Raw genomic sequence first — 21,821 nt, 5'->3', positions numbered from 1 at the left:
AGCCGTCATGGCCGGGCAAGCCCGGCCATGACGCGTTGCTTCAAACCTGCTCCAGCGCGCGCTCAAAATCCTCGATCAGGTCGTCGGGATGCTCGAGCCCGGCCGAGAAGCGAATGAAACCTTCGCTGATACCAAGTTCGGCGCGGGCCTCCGGCGCCAGGCGCTGATGCGTCGTGGTCGCGGGATGCGTGACGAGGCTCTTGGCGTCGCCGAGATTGTTGGAGATGCGCGAGATCTTCAGCGCGTTGAGGCAGCGGAAGGCGCCAGCCTTGCCGTCCTTCACCTCGAAGCCGACCAGTGTCGAGCCGGCGCCCATCTGCTTCTTCACCGTCTCGGCCTGCGGATGGTCGGGGCGGCCCGGATAGACCAGCCGCGTGATCTTCGGATGCTTGGCCAGCGCCTCGGCGATCTTCGCCGCGTTCTCGGTCTGGGCGCGGACGCGCACGCCGAGCGTCTCCAGCCCCTTCAGCAGCACCCAGGCGTTGAACGGCGACAGCGACGGCCCGGTCTGGCGCATGAAATTGTGGATGTGCTCGGCGATGAAGGCCTCCGACGACAGGATGACGCCGCCGAGGCAGCGGCCCTGGCCGTCGATATGCTTGGTTGCGGAATAGACCACGACGTCGGCGCCGAGCGACAGCGGGCTCTGCCAGATCGGCGTCGCAAACACGTTGTCGACGATCAGCCGGGCGCCGCCGCTATGCGCGATCTCTGCGATCGCGCCGATGTCGAGCACGTCGAGCGTCGGATTGGTCGGGCTCTCCAGGAAGAAGGTCTTGGTGTGCGGCCGCAACGCGCGCTGCCACTGGTCGAGGTCGAGGCCGTCGACCAGCGTCGTCTCGATGCCGTAGCGCGGCAACAGGTCCTGCACCACGTAGAGGCAGGAGCCGAACAGGGCCTTCGAGGCCACCACATGATCGCCGGCCTTCAGCGGGGCGAGGATCGCGGTGGTCACCGCGGCCATGCCGGTCGCGGTCGAGCGCGCGGCTTCCGCGCCCTCGAGCTCGATCATGCGGCGCTCGAACATCGCAATGGTCGGGTTGGAATAGCGCGAATAGATGAAGCCGGGGTCCTGGCCCTTGAAGCGCGCCTCGCATTGCTCGGCGGTGTCGTAGACGTAGCCCTGGGTGAGAAACAGCCCTTCCGACGTCTCCCCGAATTGCGAGCGCAGCGTACCGCCATGGACGAGACGGGTTTCGGGACGAAAGCGGGCCGTGGTTTCAGATTCAGACATGTGACCTCCGAGGTGGCCATTTCCCCTGGAGAATGGCCACAAAAAAACCGGCCTGGAGCAACCTCCACAAGCCGGGATCACACTGTCCCCGGCCTGTTTAGCGACTTATTTAACGTGGCTGCAAGCCGGCCGGCTCAAATCACCACGGGATAAGTGCAGCTGATATTCCCTCGCGCCCTTTCCGTCAAGACGGTCATCGGATAACCCGTAAAAGCCCATATTTTGGGGCTTGATGGCCGCCTGGAGTATGATTTTTGGGCCATCTCGAGGGATCGCCGAGGGACCGCATCGTGTCGTTCACGCTGGAAGATGAATCCAACGGAATCCTGCCCGACCGCATGATCGCGGAGATGGCGGAGGCCGGCCTCATTCTGCCCGCCTATGACTTCGTCGAGAGCCAGATCCAGCCGGCCAGCCTCGATCTCCGCCTCGGCGACATCGCCTACCGCGTCCGCGCCAGCTTCCTGCCGGGGCCCGATGCCACCGTCGCCGAGCGGATCGACGAGCTGAAGCTGCACGAGATCGATCTGTCCGACGGCGCGGTGCTGGAGACCAACTGCGTCTACATCGTGCCGCTGTTGGAGAGCCTGGCGCTGCCGCCGGAGATCGTGGCCGCGGCCAACCCGAAGAGCTCGACCGGACGGCTCGACGTCTTCACCCGCGTGATCGCCGACGGCACCCGCCGCTTCGACATGATCGGCGCCGGCTATCACGGCCCGCTCTATGCCGAGATCAGCCCGAAGACGTTTCCCGTGCTGCTGCGCGAGGGTTCGCGGCTCAGCCAGGTCCGCTTCCGGATCGGCGAGGCGACGCTGACCGCCGACGAGCTCGATGCGCTGCATGCCGCCGAGCGGCTGGTCGACGCCGCCAATGCCGATCTCACCCATGGCGTCGCGCTCTCGGTCGATCTCTCCGGCGAGAGCTCGGGCGGCTTCGTCGGCTATCGCGCCAAGCGCCATACCGGCGTGGTCGATGTCGATCGCCGCGGCGGCTATGCTGTCGACGACTTCTGGGAGCCGATCAAGGCCCGGCCCGACGGCAGTCTCATCCTCGATCCCGGCGAGTTCTACATCCTGGCGTCGAAAGAGGCGGTGCAGGTGCCGCCGGACTACGCCGCGGAGATGGTGCCGTTCGATCCGCTGGTCGGCGAATTCCGCGTCCATTATGCCGGCTTCTTCGATCCCGGCTTCGGCTATGCCGGCGCCGGCGGAAAGGGGGCGCGCGCCGTGCTGGAGGTGCGCTCGCGCGAGGTGCCGTTCATCCTCGAGCATGGCCAGATCGTCGGCCGCCTCGTCTATGAGCGGATGCTCGAGCGCCCCGACGCGCTGTACGGCCAGCGCATCGGCTCGAACTATCAGGCGCAGGGCCTGAAGCTCTCCAAGCATTTTCGCGTGTAATTCCGTTTCGCGCGCGTGTAATTCCGTAGCCCGGATGAAGCGCTAGCGAAATCCGGGGCGCTGCATACGCGCATTGAGCCGCCCCGGATTGCGCTTCGCTGCATCCGGGCTACGATTGCGCGCGCGAGGCTTTATCTCGCCAACAAGAACAGCGGGAGCAGACATGACCGGAGAGCAGGACGCGCGCGAAACGCAATGGCGGAAGTGGCGCAGCGTCGCCGATCTCTATCACGCCTTCTTCACCGGGCTGATCCTCACCGTCGTCACGCGGCGCGGCACGGCTGATGCCGCCGAGTTCGTCTTCCGCGTGTTTCGTCGCCAGCAGCAGGAGCGCTTCCTGCCCGGCTTGAAGAAGCTCGGCCTCGACAGCCTGCCGCCGGCGGTCGCGGCCGCGCAGTATCATTATCTTTCCAACTGGATCGGCGGCGTGCATGTCGAATACATGTACGAGACCGACCGCAAGGCCTGGATCCGCTATCCGCCGCCGCGCTGGATCTGGAAGGGCACGGCGATCTGCGGCGTGCCCGGTGAGGTCTCGCGCGCGATGCTGCGCGGCTGGCACGCCAACAACGGTGTCGCGCTCGGGGACTTGCGGCTCGGCTTCGTCTGCACCAAGCAGAGTGTCGACGGCCAGGACGGCCTCGAAGGCTATTACTGCGAGTACGATCATCCGCTCGAGCTCGACCAGCGCCTGGTGTTCGCGCGCCATATCGAGGCGCCGCTGTTCGATCCGAACTCCGCGCCGGCGCTGCCGGTCGACAGCTGGCCGAAGCTGCGGCTGGAAAAGGCCTATCGCAACTACGCGATGGAATATGTGAAGACGGCCGCGCCGGTCATCGTGCAGGTGTTCGGCCCGGAGGATGCGAGCTATCTGCTGCATCTCACCGGCAGACTGATCGGCATGCAGTATTACGACGAGGTCGCGCAGGCGCTCGGCGGCCGCCGTGGCCGTGCCACGGAATTTGCCGCATTCCTGCGCACTCTCTTCGAGTCGCAGGACGATATTGCTGACATCACCGAATCCGAGGGCCAGTTCGAAATCCGCCAGCAGGGCTGGAAGCTGATGGCCGACGTGGCCGACTATCATCCGGCCTGCGCCAGCGTATTGACCGGCCTGTTCGAAGGGCTGGCCGCCGGCTGCGGGCGGCATATTCCGGTGCATCTGAAGCCGAACAGCGCCGCCGGCGCGCCGTTCGTCTGGTCGATCGGCTAGCCCCAAGGTTCATCCGGGTTCACCTGCAATCGCGCAGGCCCCCCTTGCGCCCCGCGCACGTGGATTCCGCCGCCGCCATGGTAGGGAAACACCATGGCGCGGCTCCCCAGATCGCGCGTGGGAGTAGAAATGTCCGATCTCGGCCTCGCCGAAATTCCTGTCGACGAACAAGAGCGGCCGCTGCCGCCGCCGGTGACCAAGCCGGCGCGCAATGCGCTGCTCGACGGGCCGATCCTGCGCACGCTGCTATGGCTGGCGTGGCCGAACGTGATCGCGCTCTCCGCCGGCACCTGCGTCGTGATCGCGGAGACTTCGTATATCGGCCGGCTCGGCGTCGAGTCGCTCGCGGCGATGGCGCTGGTGTTTCCCTGCGTGATCCTGACCATGACGATGTCCGGCGGCGCGATGGGCGGCGGCGTCGCATCCGCGATCGCGCGTGCGCTCGGTGCCGGCGAGATCGAGCGCGCCTCGACGCTGGCGATGCATGCGCTGCTGATCGGCCTGACCTTTGGTTTGACGTTCATGCTGGGCATGCTGATCTTCGGCCCGCGCCTGCTCGAACTGCTCGGCGGCCGGGGCAATGTGCTGGCGCAGGCGATCGCCTATTCGCAGGTGTTCTTCGGCGGCGCGATCCTGCCCTGGCTGATGAACACCATGGCCGGCATCCTGCGCGGCACCGGCAACATGAAGCTGCCGTCGACCATGATCCTGTCCTCGGCGGTGTGGCAGATCATTCTCGGCGGCACGCTCGGGCTCGGTCTCGGTCCGGTGCCGCAATTCGGCATGCGCGGCGTCGCCGCGGGGTCGCTGATCGCCTATTCGATCAGCATCAGCGTGATGGGCTGGTATCTGTTCTCGGGCCGTGCCCGCGTGAAGCCGAAACTCAAGGGGCTGCGCGTGCAATGGGCGATGTTCATCGACATCCTCAAGGTCGGCGCGGTGTCCTGCTTCTCGCCGTTGCAGTCGGTTCTGACGATCTCGATCTTCACCCACATGCTGGCGCAGTTCGGCACCGCGGTGCTCGCCGGCTACGGCATCGGCGCGCGGCTCGAATTCATGCTGACCTCCGTCGCCTTCGCGGTCGGCATCGCCTCGGTGCCGATGATCGGCATGGCGGTCGGCGCCGAGCGCGTCGCGCGCGCCCGGCGCATCGCCTGGACCGCGGGCACGGTGTCGTTCCTTGCGGTCGGCGTGGTCGGCAGCTTCATCGCCGTCTTCCCCGACCTCTGGGTCAATCTGTTCACCAATGATCCGCACGTGCGGGCGACCAGCCATCAATATCTCTCGACCGCCGCGCCGATGTACGCGTTCATCGGCCTTGCGATGTCGATGTATTTCTCCTCGCAGGGTGCCGCGAAGGTGCTGGGTCCGGTGCTGGCGCAGACAGCGCGGCTGATCTTCATCGGCACCGGCGGCTGGTGGCTGTCGACGCATGAGGCGAGCGCGCAGAACTTCTTCGCACTCGCCGCCGCCTCGATGGGCGTGCTCGGCGTGCTGTCCTGCCTCAGCGTGATCCTGACGCGCTGGGGCAAGTCGGCACCGGTCGCAGAAGTGCAGCCGGCGCTGTCGTAGATATTAAATCCGTCATCCTGAGGAGCCGCGAAGCGGCGTCTCGAAGGATCGACGGCCCAGGTGTTTCGGCGTGCGCTCGTAGAAACAGCGGGACTGTCGCCCTTCGAGACGGTCGCTTCGCGACCTCCTCAGGGTGACGGTCATAGTTCGAAATGCGCGGCCAGTCGCATGACCTAGCGGATCACGCCGCGCTCTTCTCCCTGGCCGATTTGGCCATCGCGGCTTGCATCGCCGCCGCGCCGAGATCCATCTGCGCGTCCATGTATGGCGCGACCTCGTGCGGCAGCACGTCGGCGATCCACACCACGCGGCAGCGCGTGTCGCCCTCGGCGAACACCTGCACCGAGGCGGAATGCTGCTTCAACCGCTCGCTGCTGATCGCATAGACCAGCCGCTTTCGCTGGTCGTCGCAATCGACCAGCGTCTCGCGCGCCACGGTGCCGTTGGAGAAGCTGACGGTGCGGACGTCGCCGTCCAGTTGCGTGTCAGTCACGAAGCCCGGCACTAGCCGCGTATGCAGTGCGCCGAAATCGCGCAACGCGTCCCAGACATGATCTGCCGGCGCGTCGATCGGGATATCCTTGTGAATGGAAGCCATTGTTCAATCCTCGTTGGTTTCAGATGTGTCGTCATTGCGAGGAGCGAAGCGACGAAGCAATCCACACCGCAGCAGGCGGAAAGATGGATTGCTTCGCTCCGCTCGCAATGACGGCGGAGCTGTGGTGTGCTAGGTCGACACCGCCTCGACATTGTTGCCGTCGGGGTCGAGCAGGAACGCCGCGTAATAGGTCGGGCTGTAATCCTTGCGATGGCCCGCCGCGCCGTTGTCCTTGCCGCCGGCCTTCAGGCCTTCGGTATGGAATGTCTTGATCGCGTCATGGCTCGGGGCACGGAACGCAACGTGCGCGCCGCCTTGGGCCTTGCCCTTGTGCAAATGCAGCCAGAGCGCGGGCTCGCCCTTCGGGCCGAAACCGGCGCCGCTGTCGTCGCGCGAGCAGAGCACGAAGCCGAGTGGCGCCAGCACTGCGGTGTAGAAGCGCACGCTGGCGTCGAGGTCGGCAACGCGCAATCCGATATGGTCGTACATGAGGAATCTCCAGTCGCTAAGCGCATCGAAAGACGCGCGGACGGGAGCAGCCTAGCTATTGCAGCGCGAGACGTTCTTGGAAAATCTTGCGGTCGCCGCGCGAGGCCTGGCGGAACTTGAGCGGCGAGGCACCGGCGGCGCGGTGGAAGCTGCGCACGAAATTGGACAGATCGCCGAAACCGACGTCATAGGCGATGTCGGTGACCGGGCTGTCGTCATCCGCGAGCCGCCGCGCCGCATGGCGCAGCCGCGAGCGCACGAGATATTGATGCGGGGTGACGCCGAGCACGGCGGAAAACAGCCGCAGGAAATGGAAGGTGCTCAAGCCGGCCTGTTCGGCGGCCTCGTCGAGGTCGATCTGATGGTGTGAATTGGCGTCGATCCACAGCGCGGCCTCGACGGCGCGGCGGCGATCGCGCAAGCCTGCGGTGAGCGGCTTTGTCTTGCGGTCGGACACCAGCTCGACAAGGCGGCTGGTGAGGAGGTGGCCGATCTCGTCGAGACCGACGTCGCTGTTGCCAGCTGCCGCCGTTTGCGCGAGCTCGCCGATCACCATCAGTTCCGGCAGCGGCGGCACCGACCCGACCTGCCAGACCGCCGCGCGGTCGCCGATGGTCTCGACCAGCACCGGGTCGAGGAAGAACGACAGGCATTCGTCGCCGACCACGTGGTCGTGCGTGCAGGTGTATTCGTCGCCGGGATGGCCGACCAGGATCGAGCCTGCCACCAGCTCATGGAAACGGCCGCGGCAATGGCAGCCGAAGCTGCCGCTGCGCACATAGGACACCGAGTGGGAGGCGAACTGCTCGGCGAACGGCTTGTCGCCGGGTTCCGCCGTGCAGCGGAACTCGTTCACCGTGATGCGATCGCGCTGCAGGAGCGTGGTTCGGACCATACCCCGGATTTAAGCTTGCGGCCGGAGTCGTGCAACGGGCAGCAGCACATCAAAAAGGGTCTTGCTGGTGGTCGGCTGGGCGCCCTCGATCGAGAGCAGCCGCCGTTTCGAGATGCTGCCGCCGTTCGGCGAGATCCGGTCGGCATAATTGCCCGCCTCGAGCACGCGGTGGCAGGGCACCATGACCATGAAGGGATTGCGGCCGAGCGCCTGTGCCACCGAATAGACCGCGCCGGACGCGCGCAAGGCGCTCGCAGCGCGCGATCCTAACATTGTCGCCGGCGCGCGCATCCGGAATCTTGACGTTTAGCTAACCATGTCGCGGCCCCTTCTGTGTGACCCCGCCAATTTATCAGTCACGCATCTTAAAGGCTTTGCCCGCTATCTGGTCGTCAGCATGCTGCTCCACGGTACGATCGGCGGAACGATGACCAGCACCGGCGCGGATGGGGCGCGCGGCAGCACAGCCGTGGCCGGGACATCGACCGGGCGTCTTCATCCGCTGTTCGCATTGCTGTTGCTGGCATTGGTCCTGCGCCTTGCGGCCGCGCTCTGGCCCAACGTGATGTATCCGGACGAGATCTTTCAGTATCTCGAGCCGGCGTGGCGGATGCTCGGCCATGACGGCATTTTGACGTGGGAGTGGCGCGAACGCATTCGCGGCTGGTTCCTGCCGACATTGCTGGCCGGGCCGGTCGCGGTGGGCGGCTTGATTGCGCCGGGGGGCGAGGGCGCTTTCCTGGTGCCGCGCCTGGTCGCCGCATCTGCGTCACTGTCGATCGTGGTCAGCGCCTGGTTCTTTGGTGCACGGATTTCGCGAACCCATGCCATCGTCGCGGCGTTCGCGGCGGCAGTCTGGTTCGAGTTGATCCTGCTCTCGCCGCACACATTGGGCGAGCCGTTGGCGACGGCGCTGGTCGTGCCGGCGGCGCTGCTGGTGACCGGCCGTCCGTCGCAGCGGCATCTGGCGATCGGCGGCGCGTTGCTCGCTTTTGCCTTTGTCTGCCGCTTTCAGTACGCGCCGGCCATCGCCGTGCTTGCGCTCGGCGCCTGCTGGATGCGTTGGCGAAACCTGATTCCCCTGATCGCGGGCGGTCTCGCCGCGCTGGTGCTCACCGCCGCGATCGACCTTGCGCATGGCGCCGTGCCGTTCGCCTGGCTGATCGGCAACATCAAGGAAAACCTGCTGCACGATCGCGCGACCGAGTTCGGCGTGACGCCCCCTTCGGCCTATCTCGCCAACTTCCTGATCGTGTGGTCGGCGGCGATCGTGTTGCCGCTCGCCGCGATCTGGCGCGGCGCGCGGCATGCGCCGCTGTTGCTGGCCGTGGCGCTGGTCAACCTCGTCTTCCACAGCCTGATCGCGCACAAGGAATACCGCTTCGTCTTCCTGTCGGTGGCGCTGTTCATCATCGTCGCGGCGCTCGGATCGGCCGATTGGGTGCAATGGCTGCGCGCAAAACCCGGGTGGCGCCGCTGGGCATTGCCGATCGTCACCGGCGGCTGGGCCTTGCTCTCGGTGACGCTCGCCGGCGCCAGCGAAGGGATGCGCGACTACTGGACGCGCGGTGTCGGCGCAGCGCGGCTCGCCGCCGAACTGCGCAGCGATCCGCAGCTGTGCGGCCTCGCACTTTACAATGTCCGTTTCCAGCTGTTGCCGGGGCGGGAACGATTGGTCGGCCCAGTACCGCTCTATGCGCTGGAGCCCGCCGATCCGCTCGCCGAGCTGATCCTGCCGCCGCTGTTGCAGGCGACCAAGCCGGCCTTCAATCGCATCCTCGCGCGGCCCGCGGCCGCCGGTGATCTGCCGGCGGATTATTCAAGGCAAAGCTGTGCCCGCGTCGGCATCGCCGATGCCTGCATCTATGCACGAAGCGGCACCTGCGACGCATCCGCCGCCGCGGCTTTTGTCATCAATGACGTGCTCGTGAGGATGGGCCACTAGCGGGGGCGGTGCGGCGATCGGCTCCAATGCGCGCTTGATCCGCTGCCTCCGCCCGGGCTATGGTCCGGCCGGGTCGCACCCGTGAGGTGCGACCTCAAGCATTGAGATCGCGGGCGTAGTTCAATGGTAGAACGGCAGCTTCCCAATCTTTTGTGAAGCCTCTCCACCGTTCCACATACTGTCCGGAAACCCCTTGTTTTATAGTGGTTTCTGCGACTCGCTCACCATATACTTCGGCATGGTTATCCGCCTCAATCCACGAGAAAGGCGTGCCAAATCGTGCCAATTCTTGGACTCACAGATCTCTCCGTTCAGTCACTCAAGCCCGGTCTGTACATGGACCGGAAGACGCCGGCTTTCGGCTTGCGCGTAGGCAAGCGTCGAAAGACCTGGATCGTCCTCAAAGAACCCAATCGGACCAAAATCCGGCTGGGCCATTATCCCGATCTGAAGCTTGCAGAAGCGCGTCGCCGCGCCTTTGTCGCTCTCGGCACCCCGGTCGGGCAGAAGGAAATCAGCATTCAGTTCGAGCAAGCGAAGCTCGTCTTCATTGAGGAGAACTACAAAGGCAAAGGCGAGCGCACCAAATCCGAGACGCTTCGCCTCCTCAACCGCTTAGACTTCCGATGTACGCTCGCTGACCTTGACGATGCGACGATTGAGCGTGAACTCGGGAAGCTCGCCGACGTACCAAGCGAGCAGCTTCATGCATTCCGCGCGCTCCGGACGATGCTCCGGTGGTGCACGAAACCTCCGCACCGCTACATCAAGCGCAGTCCGCTCGAAGGTTATCCAGCTCCCGGCAGAGACAAGAAGCGTAGTCGAATTCTATGCGATGCCGAGCTGAAGAAAATCTGGCACGCGGGCGAGGGCTTCTTCGGCGACATGATCCGCCTCATTATCCTGTGGGGCTGCCGTAACGGCGAGATCGGCAGATTGCAGCGCGCATGGAAAGAAAAGAGTGTGCTCACCATCCCGGGTGAGTTCACGAAGAATGGGCGCGCCCACGCAATTCCGATCCTTCCAATGGCGCGTGCTATCCTCGATCGGCAGGAAAAGATGGGTGACAACTGGCGAGACAAAAATACGAACTACTACTTCCCAGGTCACATCAAGGGTACGCACTTCAACGATGGCTCGTGGGGGAAGCTGAAAAAGGAGCTCGATAAGCAATCAGGCGTGACTGGATGGCAAGTACGAGATTTGCGCCGCACGTTCCGCTCTACCCTTGCTCGGATTGGGATCTCCCGTGAAATCGCCGAGATCATGCTCAATCACGTGACCGGTGGGGGTAAAACCGATCTCGATGAGATATACGACAGGTATGACTATCTACCGGAGAAGCGAGCTGCGCTGCAGAAACTCGAAGCTCAACTAAAAAAGCTGGTAGCTAGGTAGGCAGTCGCCTTTCGTCATGTGACGACTACTTCTTCAGGATTATCCTGATCGCGCATGCCATCCAACCGTCATTGGATTCAGAAGCGAATGCGGCTGGTTGCGCTCAGCCTACAGCCATAGGAAGTGGGCGACGCACGACCAAGAAACGACCGACTTGACTGACCGAACACAGCCAACATCGTCGCCCGATATTGCCGGCCAGGGTGAACTTCTCGCGAGAGATGATCGAACTCAGGCGACGACGTTCAACGCCAAAATTGCGATGACCGCGGTAACGACCGCGACTGTCATGGTAACTGTTTCGAAGCCGATCCCCCAGTTTTTGCCTTCACTGAAGGCCCACCACAAAAGAATCGATCCAAAAAGGATACAGGCACCGCCGTTAACGAAAGCGCGATGAGCCCGGATATCGACAATGTAAGAAGTAAGAATGGCTATTCCCAGGATCAGAAGCGCTGATCCCGTTATCACCGTCAAAGCAAATGAGCCATCTTTTCTGAGGTCGGGCATCACTGCTACTCCCATGATTGATCAGATCGGCGACGCGTCCTGATACAACTTTGGGGGTATCTCCACTACGCCGAATGTAGAGAGCTTGACAGTCCAAAGCGTACGGTAGAAGCCGCCAATTATCTGGGTAATACCATCTAGCGAAGCGCCGCACCGAAAAACTGCTCGCCGAACTATGTCTATATGGCCTGCGGGAGGCAAACGCCGTCGCGTGCGGACGTTTCGTCGAATGAGTGTGTTTCCGACGATCCCTACGCGTAAACCTCGTCGCGTGCAAGGCGTCGTACTCGTCTGCCAGCCTGCACTTCGATGGTCAGCGCGACCGCTGCGATCAGCATGGGTCATCTTTGTCTTCGCCAATGGGTCAGATAGGCGTACCCGCCGTGCGCAATCTCTATTCGATAGCCATAAACCAAGCCGCGATCGCCTCCTATTCGGAGTCGTCTACGGGTTTGGTTGCATGCGAATTGCGATAATTGGAAAAAGCATGATCTGAACGAGGAGGAGATTTTTATGCAAAAGTATTTTAGTCAGCACTTTCAGAGCTTGGTCCGAAGGTGTAGCCGGAGCAGGTGGCGCTAGAATAATCTGCGCATCGCTATGGTGTTCTTGTTCCCGTCTACACCAACTGCGGCGGCCTTACGGCGCGACGTGAAGCATTATTATCCCGACCAGCAGAGCAGCACCTAAGACCGCAATGCCAATACAGATGCGAGCCGCAGTTGAGTAAGAATGGAAGTGTGGTTGTTCGACCATGCCGCGCTCCTCTTCAAGCATCTTTGCCGACTTCTTTAGCTCGGCCGCCCGAGGATGAATAGAGGATGAGTGGCCAGGGAGCGACGGCCCCCCCCAGAGTAGGTAGGAGCCCGATCCAATGTTGATGCGGTACCTTCAAACGTCGTTAGCTTTCGGGCTGGTCTCCGTGAACATCAGGATCTGACGATGTCTAAAAAGACGGCTAGCTTGCGCCCCGAAGTTAAGAAGCGCATCGCCAAGATCGAAAGTATGACACTGGTCCAGATTCAACGGGTCATGATGGATTGTGTGTCCGAGCGGTCTGCAGGCAGGATGACGACATGTGAGGGCAATGCGCTACGCCGAGCACTGAACAAACGGGTTAGCATCCTCAGACGAGATTTTGTCACGTAAGAGTCGCGAGCTGGTCAGGCAAGGCGCTGACGTCGCACAGCCGTAGGACACGAATTTAGCTGGGGGAGCCTAGATAAATGAACTCTTCTAGGTCGGAGTTGCCAGGCAAGCGATTTACCCGATGGTCTAAGCTGGACGACCAGCGGGTAATCGAACTGTGGGAAGCCGGGCGAGCTGCGAAAGAGATCGCCAGTGAGCTAAAGCGCAGTGAGTCGGCGATCAGAACCCGGCTCGCCACCCTCGCACGCCTAAAGAAAGAACCCACGGTGGTGAGTTAGGATGAAGAGGAGCGACGCTTTTTATTTGGACTCCCCTTACCCTCGGCGATCGTTGCCGGCTAGTGACGACATGGTGGGCGAACTCGGCGCGTCCCGCCCTTCGTCCGTCCCGCATTAGGTAGGCGACATGGAACAGCATGTCCGAGCGGCGTCAGCTGCGGTCGCGTTCGCTTACCATCGCCGCTGCGATGTCATCGGCGTGCACGAACTCGAAAACAAAACGTGCAACGAGATTAGCGTTGCCGTATGCGGAAAACAAGTGGACGGATACGACCACGACAGTGAATGCCAGGTCAGCGGTTTGTTACCGTACTTATATCACCACGGCGCGAAATCGCCTTGGATATTGCCCCCCGGGACGTCGGAGATATGGATCGGCTATGAGGAACGACACATCGTCCTTCTTCTCGGTGAAAATCATCAGCGGTCACGTTCAGGTATTTGATTGCTGTCTAGTCCTGGCCTTTCACATACACAATATGGTGGAGAAGCGCGCAATCCGATAGCTGTCGATACACCTTGGTTTGCTAGCCGGGTGATTTCTACGGCGGAGTTAGGCCGGCACGACGTCGAACTGGAGAGCTGCGAGGCGGCCGGCGACGCTGAAGCTGGCGTCCGCGTCTCTCGTTTCCGGCACTCCAATAGCTTTGACGGCAGAAGCGCTTCTGGCCCAGATCACCGTCGCCAAATATACACAATGGCGAGCCGCCTTACCGCCAGAAGTCGGCGAACCACATTCACGCTGTACCTCCTACAGAAGCGAGTTCACTTCCGTTCCGGCCCAATGCGCCGAACCGCACCAAGTTGCCGATCAACTGTTGTGAACCCTTGGCATTCGCGGCGGAGGCGAATGAACGCCTCCCGGTTTTGGTAGTAGTCCAAATGAGTGCCGGCAGCTAGCGTCTCAACGATCCGTAGAACACCACGGACCCTCGAGTTGCCGCGATACGCCAAAACGTATTTCCGAATCGAAGGACCCTAGAGTCCAGTGCTGCCGGAGCCCGTCTAAGTCAGGCCCGCGAACGACAGAAGGCAGAGAGGTTCGTCATCGACACCCGGTTTAGAAAGCTGGGGCATATTCAGTGTCCGGAGCCACGATACAAAACACCTGCGGACGAGCGACGCAAAACGCGACAAGCACAATCACCTGCGAATTGCGATACAAACCGCGGCGACCCGCGGAGGAGATCAGGTTATGGAGATCACCAATTTCGGACTCCCTGCCTTCATCGAGGACTTTCCGCCGAATAGTCCCGAATATGCCGACCTGAGCCATCGTTGGACCATCAACGTCAACGGCTGGATCCAGCAGGCGGCTCCTGACCCAGCCTACTACTTCTACAATCCACTCTACACTGATATCCCTTTGGGCACGGAGGCAGTGTTGGTCGAATGAGTGGCGTTTCCGGGTCGACTTGACCAGTACTATTCCAACACGCCGCCAGTCAGTCCACCGAACCCATACAATCTCCTCCAGACCCAGGTTTATGAACTGGCCGACACCGGCTATTACGATGCCGGTCGGAAAACGTTCGAGAACATTCCGGCGACAGTTCGGATCGTGGCGCGCGCTATCCTCGATCGGCAAGAAAAGGCGGGTGATAACTGGCGAGACAAGAACACTGACTACTACTTCCCCGGTCACATCAAGGGTACGCATTTCAACGATGGCTCGTGGGGGAAGTTGAAAAAGGAGCTCGATAAGCAATCAGGCGTGACCGGATGGCAAGTACGAGATTTGCGCCGCACGTTCCGCTCGAGTCTCGCGCGCCTAGGGGTCGCGCGTGAGATCGCCGAGATCATGCTCAACCATGTGACCGGCGGCGGCAAAACCGATCTCGATGAAATATACGACAGGTATGACTATCTACAAGAGAAGCGGGCTGCGCTCCAAAAACTCGAGGCTCACCTCAAAAAACTAGTCAAGTAGTCGCCAGTTTGCAGTTGATCCAGGTAGTTGGTGACCCCAACAAGGCTTGAGCCCTATTGCCGATATCGCTTCAAGCTAGTTATTCGGCCGCCGACTTTATCGGGAGCCTAGTCAAGCGAGGCACAAAAGAGAAAGGAGCGTCCATGCATAAGCTAGTCCAGGCAAGCGCTTCCACTCTCGAGACATGCTCCCCGATGAGTTGGGCCAGTTCCCCACTGTGGGCGTTTGTCAGAAGATGACCTCCCGCAGAAATGGAGCGTAGTGAAGCGTTTGCCATCGCCTTACTCAATATCTCGGAGCTTCTTTGTAGCGATGGAACTGTACGCCAGCTATTGATAATGAGTGATGGAAGCAAGATGTTCGCGAAAGTCGATAGGGGCGGATCGAAATCACAGTGGATATCCAAGATATGGGTCGGCGTGGCTTCAACAATATACTCCCGCATCCGAGAGTGAAGAGCGTCAAACTGTCCGTGGCCAGCGAGATAGTCGACCACGTGTCGTGCCGCCTCTTTGTCGCCGTTCTCGAACGACCTGACATAATGCTCGCGCATTGCTGTGAACTGCTCGTAGAGCGCGAGCTCACCAGCTTGGCGCAAGGCGTTGAACGCGACGGGCTCGATCAAAGTGAGGCTCATGAGCGGGGCAAGCCCGCACAGCGCCACATCTAGGCAGGCCAGAGCTCCAAGGGAATGTCCTACGAGATGGACGGGGCTGCCGGCGCGACGAATCACGGCTTCGACAACTTCGGCCTGCCGGTTTATCGATGTGTCCCCCAACGTGCGGGATTCGCGCGTGCCGCCATAGCCAGGAAGGCTCGTCGTCACGGTCCGAAAGCGACCGCCCAGCGCCGCCACGACACCGCGCCAAGCCGCCACGCTGGCCCATGAGCCGGGCACCAAGACGATTGTCGGGCCCGTACCTTCTTCGCAGTAGTCTATCCTACCGTGCTTGTCTTCGAGCATCTGCTTCTCCCAGCTATCTTTGAGAAATGTCCGTGCTGACGCCCCTAAGCTCGACCGCGCACAAAACCTTCGGGCTTTCCGCAGGGCGCCGCTCCGGCGATGTGCTCTTACCGGCAAAACTGGCGCGGCTTTCCAGAGAGCCTTGAGATACCGTTCGTAGTCACTGCGACGAGGGTTCGATCTGTTTCGGGCAAAGGTCGCGTCAGTCGCTACGAGCTACTGGACGCGGGTCTTCACGGGTGTGAGCTTGCCCGAAGCGCGCCTACACTGCTTTACAGAGCGCCTACATTTTCCCTACTGACGTATAACTTTGCGCCTTCAGCGTGTGCTAGGCTGATCTCTCCGGGCCAACCCGCGGAAAGGACTGCTAGGTTGCGCTATCTATTCGAGGACTATTCGCTCGACACCGACAAGCGGGAGCTACACCGGGGCGCCGATGCCGTTTCCGTGACACCGCAGGCATTTGATCTGCTTGTTCACCTAATTGCCAACCGGGATCGTGTGGTCAGCAAAGACGACCTAATTTCTGCCATATGGAGCGGCCGCATCATCACGGATGCCGCACTGGCCACCCGGATCAACTCAGCGCGCGTGGCGATCGGAGATACGGGCGAGGAGCAGCGCCTGATCAGAACGCTGTCGAGAAAGGGCTTCCGTTTTGTCGCTTCGGTACGGGAAATCAGTAAGCCTGATGGTGCTTCAACCGCAAGCAGCGCGCCTTCGGTGCCCGCTGCTGAAGTATCCGACAGGCCCTCGATCGTTGTGCTGCCGTTTCGAAATATGTCGCAAGATCCAGCGCAAGAGTACTTCGCCGACGGCTTAGTTGACGACATCATCACCGCGCTGTCGCGGTTCAAGGCGTTCTCTGTCATCGCCCGCTGCTCCTCGTTCACCTACAAGGAAAAGTCAGTCGATATCAAGCGCATCGGAGCGGAGCTTGGAGTTCGCTACGTGCTGGAAGGCAGCGTCCGAAAGTCAGGCAAGCAGGTAAGGATGAACGCCCAACTGGTTGATGTCGCGACCGGGGTACACCTTTGGGCTGATCGATTTGACGGCGATCTCGGGGACATTTTCGATCTGCAGGATAAGATCACGCAGGAGGTGGTGGGAGCCATCGCGCCAGAAGTTGAGCGTGCCGAAATTAAGCGAGCGACCCGAACGCGGTTCGGAAAGATAGATGCCGTAATAGCATATTATCGTGGCGCGCAGCATATTCATTTCCCTACCACACCAGCAAGTAATGACGCCGCTGCGAAATGTTTTGAGCAGGCGATTGCGCTTGATCCGGGCTTTGCACCAGCGTACGGCGGCGTTGCAACCTGCATCGCATGGCGACGCGCAAACAAGTGGCCAGGGGACATCGCTGAAGAGAATGACCTGGTGCTACAGCTTGCAGACCGTCTAAAGGAACTCGGAACCGACGATGCCCTCGCACTAAGCGTGGTCGGCTTTCTCCTGTTCTGGTTCGCGCTCGATTTCGACGCAGGCATCGAACTGATAGAACGTGCCATCCGATCAAACCCCAACTACGCACGAGCGCTTCACGCTCGAGGTCTTATTCGAAGCTGGCAGGGCGAATCTGGTTCGGCCATCGCTCAACTTGAACAAGCGCTGCGCCTTAGTCCGTACGATCCCTTCAAATATAATGCTCTGCTCGGGCTTGCTTTAGCGCACCATAATGCCGGCAGGCATCGGGAAGCGGGCGAGTGGGTAGATAAGGCTGTCCGAGCGCTCCCTCCAGCGCATTTTGTGGGAAGGGCTCAAGCCGTCCTATGCTACGTGGGCGCGGGACAATTGGAAGCCGCCCGCAAGCTAATGGCGCAAGTCCTCCATCAAGTTCCCGAATTGCGGCGGTCAACCGTCGTCGCTCCGCATTTTTCGCCGAAACTTAGAGCCGAACTATTGGAGGCGATGATCAAGGCGGGCCTGCCTGAATAGAATCGGCTGAATTGAGGTGTGAGCCAGTGGCATATCTCGCCGAACTCCTGGGGATTCTGCGCGCTGAACTCGCTCTCGGGCCTCTTAGCATTCGCGTCGGCGAGCGACCCTCTGGCTGGTCGATGCTTTACGCTGAAGTATCTGAAACCAAAAATGCGGGGAGTAGCTAAATTGGGGCAGCGGCGCTAACCGCTGTCAAAGCGATGTGTTTCGACATCTTTTTCATATATGTCTCCTGCAATAAACGGCTGGACCAAAAACGCGAAGGAATGGTCGTCGCCACTTAAAGATGGCACGGCTCAGCGTTCTGCCGGAATGACAACATAAGGTAGATGTCACGTTATTCTTCTACGGAAAGCGCCACTCGATACCGTGACAACGGACACAGATCGCTCGGATTAGAAGTCTCAGCGGATGTTGATGGCATGAAGCCATTAGTGCTTCGTCGAGATAGAATTGCTGGCTCCAGCTTCGGAAATCGCGCCCGCAGCGTCTGCCATGCCGAATGGCGTGGGCGTTGGTCGTGATTGGATATATGACAGGTATAGTTACCTACCCGAGAAGCACATGCTCCAAAAACCTCAAGGCGTACCCCAAAAGGTCGGTGAAATAATCATCAATTTAAGGTAGCATCAACTCGTCGGCTGACTAACCAGCCGTCGCGACGGCTCCAATCCTAACGGAGTCTAGCGATGCCTGAGAAATCAGTGGTCACATTCAAGCGTCTGCGTTCAGATTTTGGAATTCCTTACAGTCGTACTCACCTTGATCGCTTGGAGAAGGCGAAAAGATTTCCGCAGAGCTTTAAGCTCTCGAACTATCGCGGTTCGCCACGTGTCTGGTGGTCGCATGAGGTTTCTGAATATCTGGAGAGATGCGCGAAGGCCATATCCGACGCTCCGAAGTAAGGAGCGGGGACGGCGCGTAGTGACGCCTCCAAAACGTCATCAACGGCCGTCCCTCACCGGGGTGTGTCCATGAAATTCAATCCCGATCAGTGCCTCCACTGCCAGAACCCCGACAAACCTGAAAAACCATGGGCCATACACGACTTTTGGTTTTGTAACGTTGACTGCCTTTTCGAGGAAGTCGCCAAGTTTCTTCCGCGCGAGTATGGGTTGGACAAGAATCCGTGGGACGGACAAGAAATGAAAGACTTCGGCGAAGAGCCTGACGACGGTAATGAAGAGTATACAAAGCGCCGCATTAAAGAAATTTCACAACGATGGCATGAAAAGCGCAATGCACTCTGTGATGAAGCAATCGCAAAAATAGAAAAGCAAATCGAGATTCAGTCCCGCATCTTGAGGCGTGATCGCGGAGAAAAGGAGCGTGGGGCCCGCGAAAAAGAAGAGGAAAGGGAACGTATCGCACGGGAGAAGGAGGAGGTTCGCTTAGAGGAGGAGCGATTGGCCCAGGAAGAAGAGGAGCGACGACTTGAACGGCGTGAGATCCCAAAACACGTACGCCTAGAACACACACACATCTTAGCGCCGTCCGGAAGTGGCAAAACTCAATTCATAATCAACACCATACTTACCGACCACGATACCGATCAAAATCCTCCCACCATCATATTTATCGACCCCAAAGGCATCGCGGTAGATACCCTAAGTTTCATTCGACGACTTAAGGATCGCCTCGTCATTGTCGATCCATTACAAAAACCCGCCCTCAGTCTCTTCGCGACGCAGGGCCGCACGCCCACGCAACTCATCTCAGATTTCGCGTATATCTTCTCAACAACCAATCAAGATCTCACGGGCAAGCAGGCGCCATGCTTCTCATTTTGTGCCAGGCTCCTTTTCACATTGCCAAATGCCGATCTATTCACATTCTTGGATCTGCTCGAAGACAGGGCAGACAAGAAGAAACCGCCTAACCCTATTTTCTTGGAGGCTATCCCAAAACTGCCCCCTGTTGCGCGTCGCTTTTTTGAGACTGATTATTACTCCGCGAACTACGCTGCAACGAGGGAGCAGATCAAATCCAGAATCTGGGGCGTGCTAGAAAATGATACGCTCGCTGCGATCCTGAATGCAAAGCGGAATAAACTCGACCTCGCTGAATGTATCCGAGCAAGAAAAACTGTGCTCATTCATACGCGGATGACGGAGCTCAAAGAGGCGCACCAAACATTCGGACGCTACATAATCTCGCTCGTCCAGGATGCGATCCAAAATCGGAAAGAGCGCCACCCCGTCTACCTCATCATCGACGAATTCCAGGAATTCGCCGATGAGAACAAAACACCGCAGATGTTGCGTTTCATTCGCGAGTACGGTGGCGGCGTTACTATTGCCCATCAAAATATGTTCTGTCGCGAAATCAATGACGCGATACGCAGCGCGATATCCACGAACACAAGTATAAAGTATGCAGCGAGCCCCGAGGGTTCTGATCTCGGTTACATGGCGAAAGATTTGCGTTGCGCGCCTGAATTCTTGAAGGGCATCCATAAGAGCGAAGAGGGCTATCGCTTTGCGTGTTTTGTGCGTGGTCTCGTTCCACCACTTCAGCATCCATTCGTCATTTACGAAAAATTTGGCTGGTCTAACGAATGGCCAAGAACGCCAAATGCCGACTATGGAATGATGAAATCCATCAATGACCACAATCTGCAAGACTGGCCAGAGACCCACGAACAGAGAAAAGCAAGAAGCGAAAGTGAGACGAAGACATCCAATCAAGAATATAAGAGCCTAAGCACCGATACCCAAAAGAAAAACAAACAACCAAAATTCAGAAAGCTCCTATTGATGAACTGCGAAGAACTGGAAAGGAACAAAGCAGAGCAGTCTTCCTCCACCGAGAATGATAACAAGCCGTCTCCCTGGGGAGAATGATTGCGTAAATTTGATCAATAGCCGAGCCAACAACATACCACTTCGCGAAGTGCCATAGTCCTTCTAGGGGCTTCATAGCTGCCGATTACAAGCCGCCAGTCGCCGATCTATCTTCGGCGCCATGAAAGCTATCAAGCCAGACGTACACGGCGATCTCGAAATCTTAAAAGCCATCGGGCGGCACAGTTTGCTGCTGCCGGATGATCTTTGCGCGATCACACAGCGCTCGTACTCTTCGATCATCTTCCGCACCAAGAAGCTCAAGGACCACGGCTTCATCCGGTGGAGCGAGACGCAAGATAAGAACCGCGCAGCCTGGCTCAGTTATCCAAAGGCTTTCCAGCTCACCAACAAGGGCGTTGGAAAGCTCATGGAGAAGGGCGGCGAGCATCGGGTTCCGGAATCTTCCAAGCAGTTCCTCCATCAAGTGACTGAAGCGCACGTTGCTGCCTCTTTTGAGATTGGAGCGCGCGAACGTCTCATTAGCCGCTCGCAGATCCTCGCCAACCCGAAGACGCCCGAAACAGCCAGCGACTTCTTCCCCGTCGTGTTTCAATTCAAGGGCAAGGACTATAACTACAAACTCACACCGGACATCGGCCCGGCTGCGATCAAGTATCCCAACGGCACATACCGCTTTTTTGTCGTCGAAGTCGACCTCGCATCCGAGCCGCTCATCACGGCGAACCGCGACCGGCAAGCGATCGAAACCAAAATAGCTGCGTACACGGCCATCCTCGAACAGCGCATCTTTGAGACGCAGTTCGGTCTGCCGAATCTTACAATCCTCTTCACCTCAACAACGCAAACCCGCGTCGACAACATCATGGGTCTCTGCGGTCAGATGACGGGCAAGTTTGCAAACCGATTTGGCGCACAAGTGGTGCCCACCATCACCTCGGGCGTGAAACCTCCCAAGCCAGGATACGCCGTCCTCCTGCCTTGGCTCCAACCAGGCGGCAAAGCCCTCAACATAGGAGAAGCGTAGTGGACAGACTGAAACGAATTACAGAGTTGGTCGAGCAGAAAGCAGCGATAGACGCTGAGCTAAATAGCCTCAGAGACCAAGTCGCGCAAGAACGCGCGGCTCTCAACAAGCCAAGAAAGCCCCGTAGAAGGAAGGAGTCCGCGAATGTCTGATTTTCTTTGGTGCTCCGAGTGTCGACAATCATTCCTCGATGAAGAGCGAATCTTCTTCGCTCAGCGGTGTACGGACTGCGGCGGCCTGCTAGAAAGAGATGAACCCGGCCGATGCGAAATCGACTACAAAGAGATCGATATCGGCTATCGGGAGGAGGAAGGCGACGAAGAAGAGCAGCTTGGAGCCGAGGAACACGAGGAGGAGTCGGAAGACCAAGAAGACTCGGACGACACAGAAACTGATGGCGAGCAGGATTGAGTGAAGGCCCCGGAAACAACCGGGGCCCTTCTCCTTCGAATGTATTGGAGCGTGAAGCATCGAGTT

18 protein-coding genes, 1 pseudogene and 1 riboswitch are annotated in these 21,821 nt (G+C 59.6%); of the genes and pseudogenes, 12 read left to right on the top strand and 7 right to left on the bottom strand.

Annotated features, from left to right (window positions below; genetic code table 11):
* Positions 1–40: 40 nt before the first annotated feature.
* The gene (locus tag J2R80_RS03190; RefSeq protein WP_076832458.1) at positions 41–1,234 is read right to left on the bottom strand and encodes an O-succinylhomoserine sulfhydrylase; all 1,194 of its coding nucleotides are present in this window, start codon (positions 1,232–1,234) and stop codon (positions 41–43) included.
* A gap of 76 nt (positions 1,235–1,310) precedes the next feature.
* Positions 1,311–1,390: riboswitch (SAM riboswitch) on the bottom strand.
* Between the two features lie 134 nt (positions 1,391–1,524).
* Here J2R80_RS03190 and J2R80_RS03185 point away from each other — a divergent pair.
* The 3 genes from J2R80_RS03185 (at position 1,525) to J2R80_RS03175 (ending at position 5,416) form a co-directional block, all read left to right on the top strand.
* Complete coding sequence (locus J2R80_RS03185; protein ID WP_057016021.1) at positions 1,525–2,631, top strand: 2'-deoxycytidine 5'-triphosphate deaminase; 1,107 nt, start codon at positions 1,525–1,527, stop codon at positions 2,629–2,631.
* 163 nt (positions 2,632–2,794) lie between these two features.
* Positions 2,795–3,844 (top strand): hypothetical protein, encoded by a 1,050-nt coding sequence (locus tag J2R80_RS03180; protein WP_076832455.1) that lies wholly within the window; start codon positions 2,795–2,797, stop codon positions 3,842–3,844.
* 129 nt (positions 3,845–3,973) lie between these two features.
* Positions 3,974–5,416 (top strand): MATE family efflux transporter, encoded by a 1,443-nt coding sequence (locus J2R80_RS03175; protein WP_057016023.1) that lies wholly within the window; start codon positions 3,974–3,976, stop codon positions 5,414–5,416.
* Positions 5,417–5,597: 181 nt separating this feature from the next.
* Here the strand turns inward: J2R80_RS03175 and J2R80_RS03170 are convergent, their stop codons facing one another.
* The 4 genes and pseudogenes from J2R80_RS03170 to J2R80_RS03155 form a co-directional block, all read right to left on the bottom strand.
* Entirely contained in the window at positions 5,598–6,014 is a 417-nt protein-coding gene (locus J2R80_RS03170; protein WP_076832454.1) for an SRPBCC family protein, read from the bottom strand.
* Between the two features lie 129 nt (positions 6,015–6,143).
* On the bottom strand, positions 6,144–6,503 hold the full coding sequence (locus J2R80_RS03165) for a VOC family protein (RefSeq protein WP_016843721.1): 360 nt from the start codon (positions 6,501–6,503) through the stop codon (positions 6,144–6,146).
* A 55-nt stretch (positions 6,504–6,558) separates the two neighbouring features.
* Positions 6,559–7,398 carry an AraC family transcriptional regulator gene (locus J2R80_RS03160; protein WP_076832452.1) on the bottom strand — a complete coding sequence of 280 codons (840 nt, stop codon included), beginning with the start codon at positions 7,396–7,398 and terminating at the stop codon, positions 6,559–6,561.
* Positions 7,399–7,407: 9 nt separating this feature from the next.
* A pseudogene (locus J2R80_RS03155) lies at positions 7,408–7,653 on the bottom strand (MGMT family protein); the annotation flags it as partial.
* Positions 7,654–7,795: 142 nt separating this feature from the next.
* Between J2R80_RS03155 and J2R80_RS03150 the strand changes: the two are divergent.
* Together J2R80_RS03150 and J2R80_RS03145 are read left to right on the top strand one after the other, a co-directional pair.
* Positions 7,796–9,343 carry a 4-amino-4-deoxy-L-arabinose transferase gene (locus J2R80_RS03150; protein WP_076832449.1) on the top strand — a complete coding sequence of 516 codons (1,548 nt, stop codon included), beginning with the start codon at positions 7,796–7,798 and terminating at the stop codon, positions 9,341–9,343.
* 279 nt (positions 9,344–9,622) lie between these two features.
* Positions 9,623–10,741 (top strand): site-specific integrase, encoded by a 1,119-nt coding sequence (locus J2R80_RS03145; RefSeq protein WP_309143745.1) that lies wholly within the window; start codon positions 9,623–9,625, stop codon positions 10,739–10,741.
* Positions 10,742–10,972: 231 nt separating this feature from the next.
* Here the strand turns inward: J2R80_RS03145 and J2R80_RS03140 are convergent, their stop codons facing one another.
* On the bottom strand, positions 10,973–11,251 hold the full coding sequence (locus J2R80_RS03140; protein ID WP_253637981.1) for a hypothetical protein: 279 nt from the start codon (positions 11,249–11,251) through the stop codon (positions 10,973–10,975).
* A 1,554-nt stretch (positions 11,252–12,805) separates the two neighbouring features.
* Between J2R80_RS03140 and J2R80_RS03135 the strand changes: the two genes are divergently transcribed.
* From J2R80_RS03135 to J2R80_RS03125, 3 genes are all read left to right on the top strand, one after another.
* Positions 12,806–13,123, top strand: coding sequence for a hypothetical protein (locus J2R80_RS03135; RefSeq protein WP_253637980.1), 318 nt, complete (start codon positions 12,806–12,808; stop codon positions 13,121–13,123).
* 750 nt (positions 13,124–13,873) lie between these two features.
* Positions 13,874–14,074, top strand: coding sequence for a hypothetical protein (locus J2R80_RS03130; protein ID WP_253637979.1), 201 nt, complete (start codon positions 13,874–13,876; stop codon positions 14,072–14,074).
* Positions 14,075–14,608 carry a hypothetical protein gene (locus tag J2R80_RS03125; RefSeq protein WP_253637978.1) on the top strand — a complete coding sequence of 178 codons (534 nt, stop codon included), beginning with the start codon at positions 14,075–14,077 and terminating at the stop codon, positions 14,606–14,608.
* A 79-nt stretch (positions 14,609–14,687) separates the two neighbouring features.
* On the opposite strand, the gene J2R80_RS03120 is transcribed toward J2R80_RS03125, so the two are convergent.
* Positions 14,688–15,572 (bottom strand): alpha/beta fold hydrolase, encoded by an 885-nt coding sequence (locus tag J2R80_RS03120; protein WP_253637977.1) that lies wholly within the window; start codon positions 15,570–15,572, stop codon positions 14,688–14,690.
* Positions 15,573–15,944: 372 nt separating this feature from the next.
* Here J2R80_RS03120 and J2R80_RS03115 point away from each other — a divergent pair, with 372 nt between their 5' ends.
* The 4 genes from J2R80_RS03115 to J2R80_RS03100 all read left to right on the top strand — a co-directional run bounded on the left by J2R80_RS03115 (position 15,945) and on the right by J2R80_RS03100 (position 21,755).
* Positions 15,945–17,510, top strand: a complete 1,566-nt coding sequence (locus J2R80_RS03115; protein ID WP_253637976.1) for a winged helix-turn-helix domain-containing tetratricopeptide repeat protein — start codon at positions 15,945–15,947, stop codon at positions 17,508–17,510.
* A gap of 977 nt (positions 17,511–18,487) precedes the next feature.
* Positions 18,488–20,356, top strand: a complete 1,869-nt coding sequence (locus J2R80_RS03110) for a type IV secretion system DNA-binding domain-containing protein (protein ID WP_253637975.1) — start codon at positions 18,488–18,490, stop codon at positions 20,354–20,356.
* A gap of 121 nt (positions 20,357–20,477) precedes the next feature.
* Positions 20,478–21,344 carry a hypothetical protein gene (locus J2R80_RS03105; RefSeq protein WP_253637974.1) on the top strand — a complete coding sequence of 289 codons (867 nt, stop codon included), beginning with the start codon at positions 20,478–20,480 and terminating at the stop codon, positions 21,342–21,344.
* A gap of 144 nt (positions 21,345–21,488) precedes the next feature.
* Positions 21,489–21,755, top strand: a complete 267-nt coding sequence (locus J2R80_RS03100; protein ID WP_253637973.1) for a hypothetical protein — start codon at positions 21,489–21,491, stop codon at positions 21,753–21,755.
* Positions 21,756–21,821: the final 66 nt, after the last annotated feature.

The organism is Bradyrhizobium sp. USDA 4541, assembly GCF_024171085.1.
GTDB classification, from domain to species: Bacteria; Pseudomonadota; Alphaproteobacteria; order Rhizobiales; family Xanthobacteraceae; genus Bradyrhizobium; species Bradyrhizobium australafricanum.
This window is presented reverse-complemented; position numbering and strand designations above follow the sequence as displayed.

Bases quoted from the DNA above. Each gene is read 5' to 3' on its own strand.
- J2R80_RS03130 (WP_253637979.1), top strand. From the start codon at position 13,874: ATGGAGATCACCAATTTCGGACTCCCTGCCTTCATCGAGGACTTTCCG.
- J2R80_RS03140 (WP_253637981.1), bottom strand. From the start codon at position 11,251: ATGCCCGACCTCAGAAAAGATGGCTCATTTGCTTTGACGGTGATAACG.
- J2R80_RS03170 (WP_076832454.1), bottom strand. From the start codon at position 6,014: ATGGCTTCCATTCACAAGGATATCCCGATCGACGCGCCGGCAGATCAT.
- J2R80_RS03175 (WP_057016023.1), top strand. From the start codon at position 3,974: ATGTCCGATCTCGGCCTCGCCGAAATTCCTGTCGACGAACAAGAGCGG.
- J2R80_RS03110 (WP_253637975.1), top strand. From the start codon at position 18,488: ATGAAATTCAATCCCGATCAGTGCCTCCACTGCCAGAACCCCGACAAA.
- J2R80_RS03120 (WP_253637977.1), bottom strand. From the start codon at position 15,572: ATGCTCGAAGACAAGCACGGTAGGATAGACTACTGCGAAGAAGGTACG.
- J2R80_RS03180 (WP_076832455.1), top strand. From the start codon at position 2,795: ATGACCGGAGAGCAGGACGCGCGCGAAACGCAATGGCGGAAGTGGCGC.
- J2R80_RS03190 (WP_076832458.1), bottom strand. From the start codon at position 1,234: ATGTCTGAATCTGAAACCACGGCCCGCTTTCGTCCCGAAACCCGTCTC.
- J2R80_RS03165 (WP_016843721.1), bottom strand. From the start codon at position 6,503: ATGTACGACCATATCGGATTGCGCGTTGCCGACCTCGACGCCAGCGTG.
- J2R80_RS03150 (WP_076832449.1), top strand. From the start codon at position 7,796: ATGCTGCTCCACGGTACGATCGGCGGAACGATGACCAGCACCGGCGCG.
- J2R80_RS03135 (WP_253637980.1), top strand. From the start codon at position 12,806: ATGGAACAGCATGTCCGAGCGGCGTCAGCTGCGGTCGCGTTCGCTTAC.
- J2R80_RS03160 (WP_076832452.1), bottom strand. From the start codon at position 7,398: ATGGTCCGAACCACGCTCCTGCAGCGCGATCGCATCACGGTGAACGAG.
- J2R80_RS03100 (WP_253637973.1), top strand. From the start codon at position 21,489: ATGTCTGATTTTCTTTGGTGCTCCGAGTGTCGACAATCATTCCTCGAT.
- J2R80_RS03105 (WP_253637974.1), top strand. From the start codon at position 20,478: ATGAAAGCTATCAAGCCAGACGTACACGGCGATCTCGAAATCTTAAAA.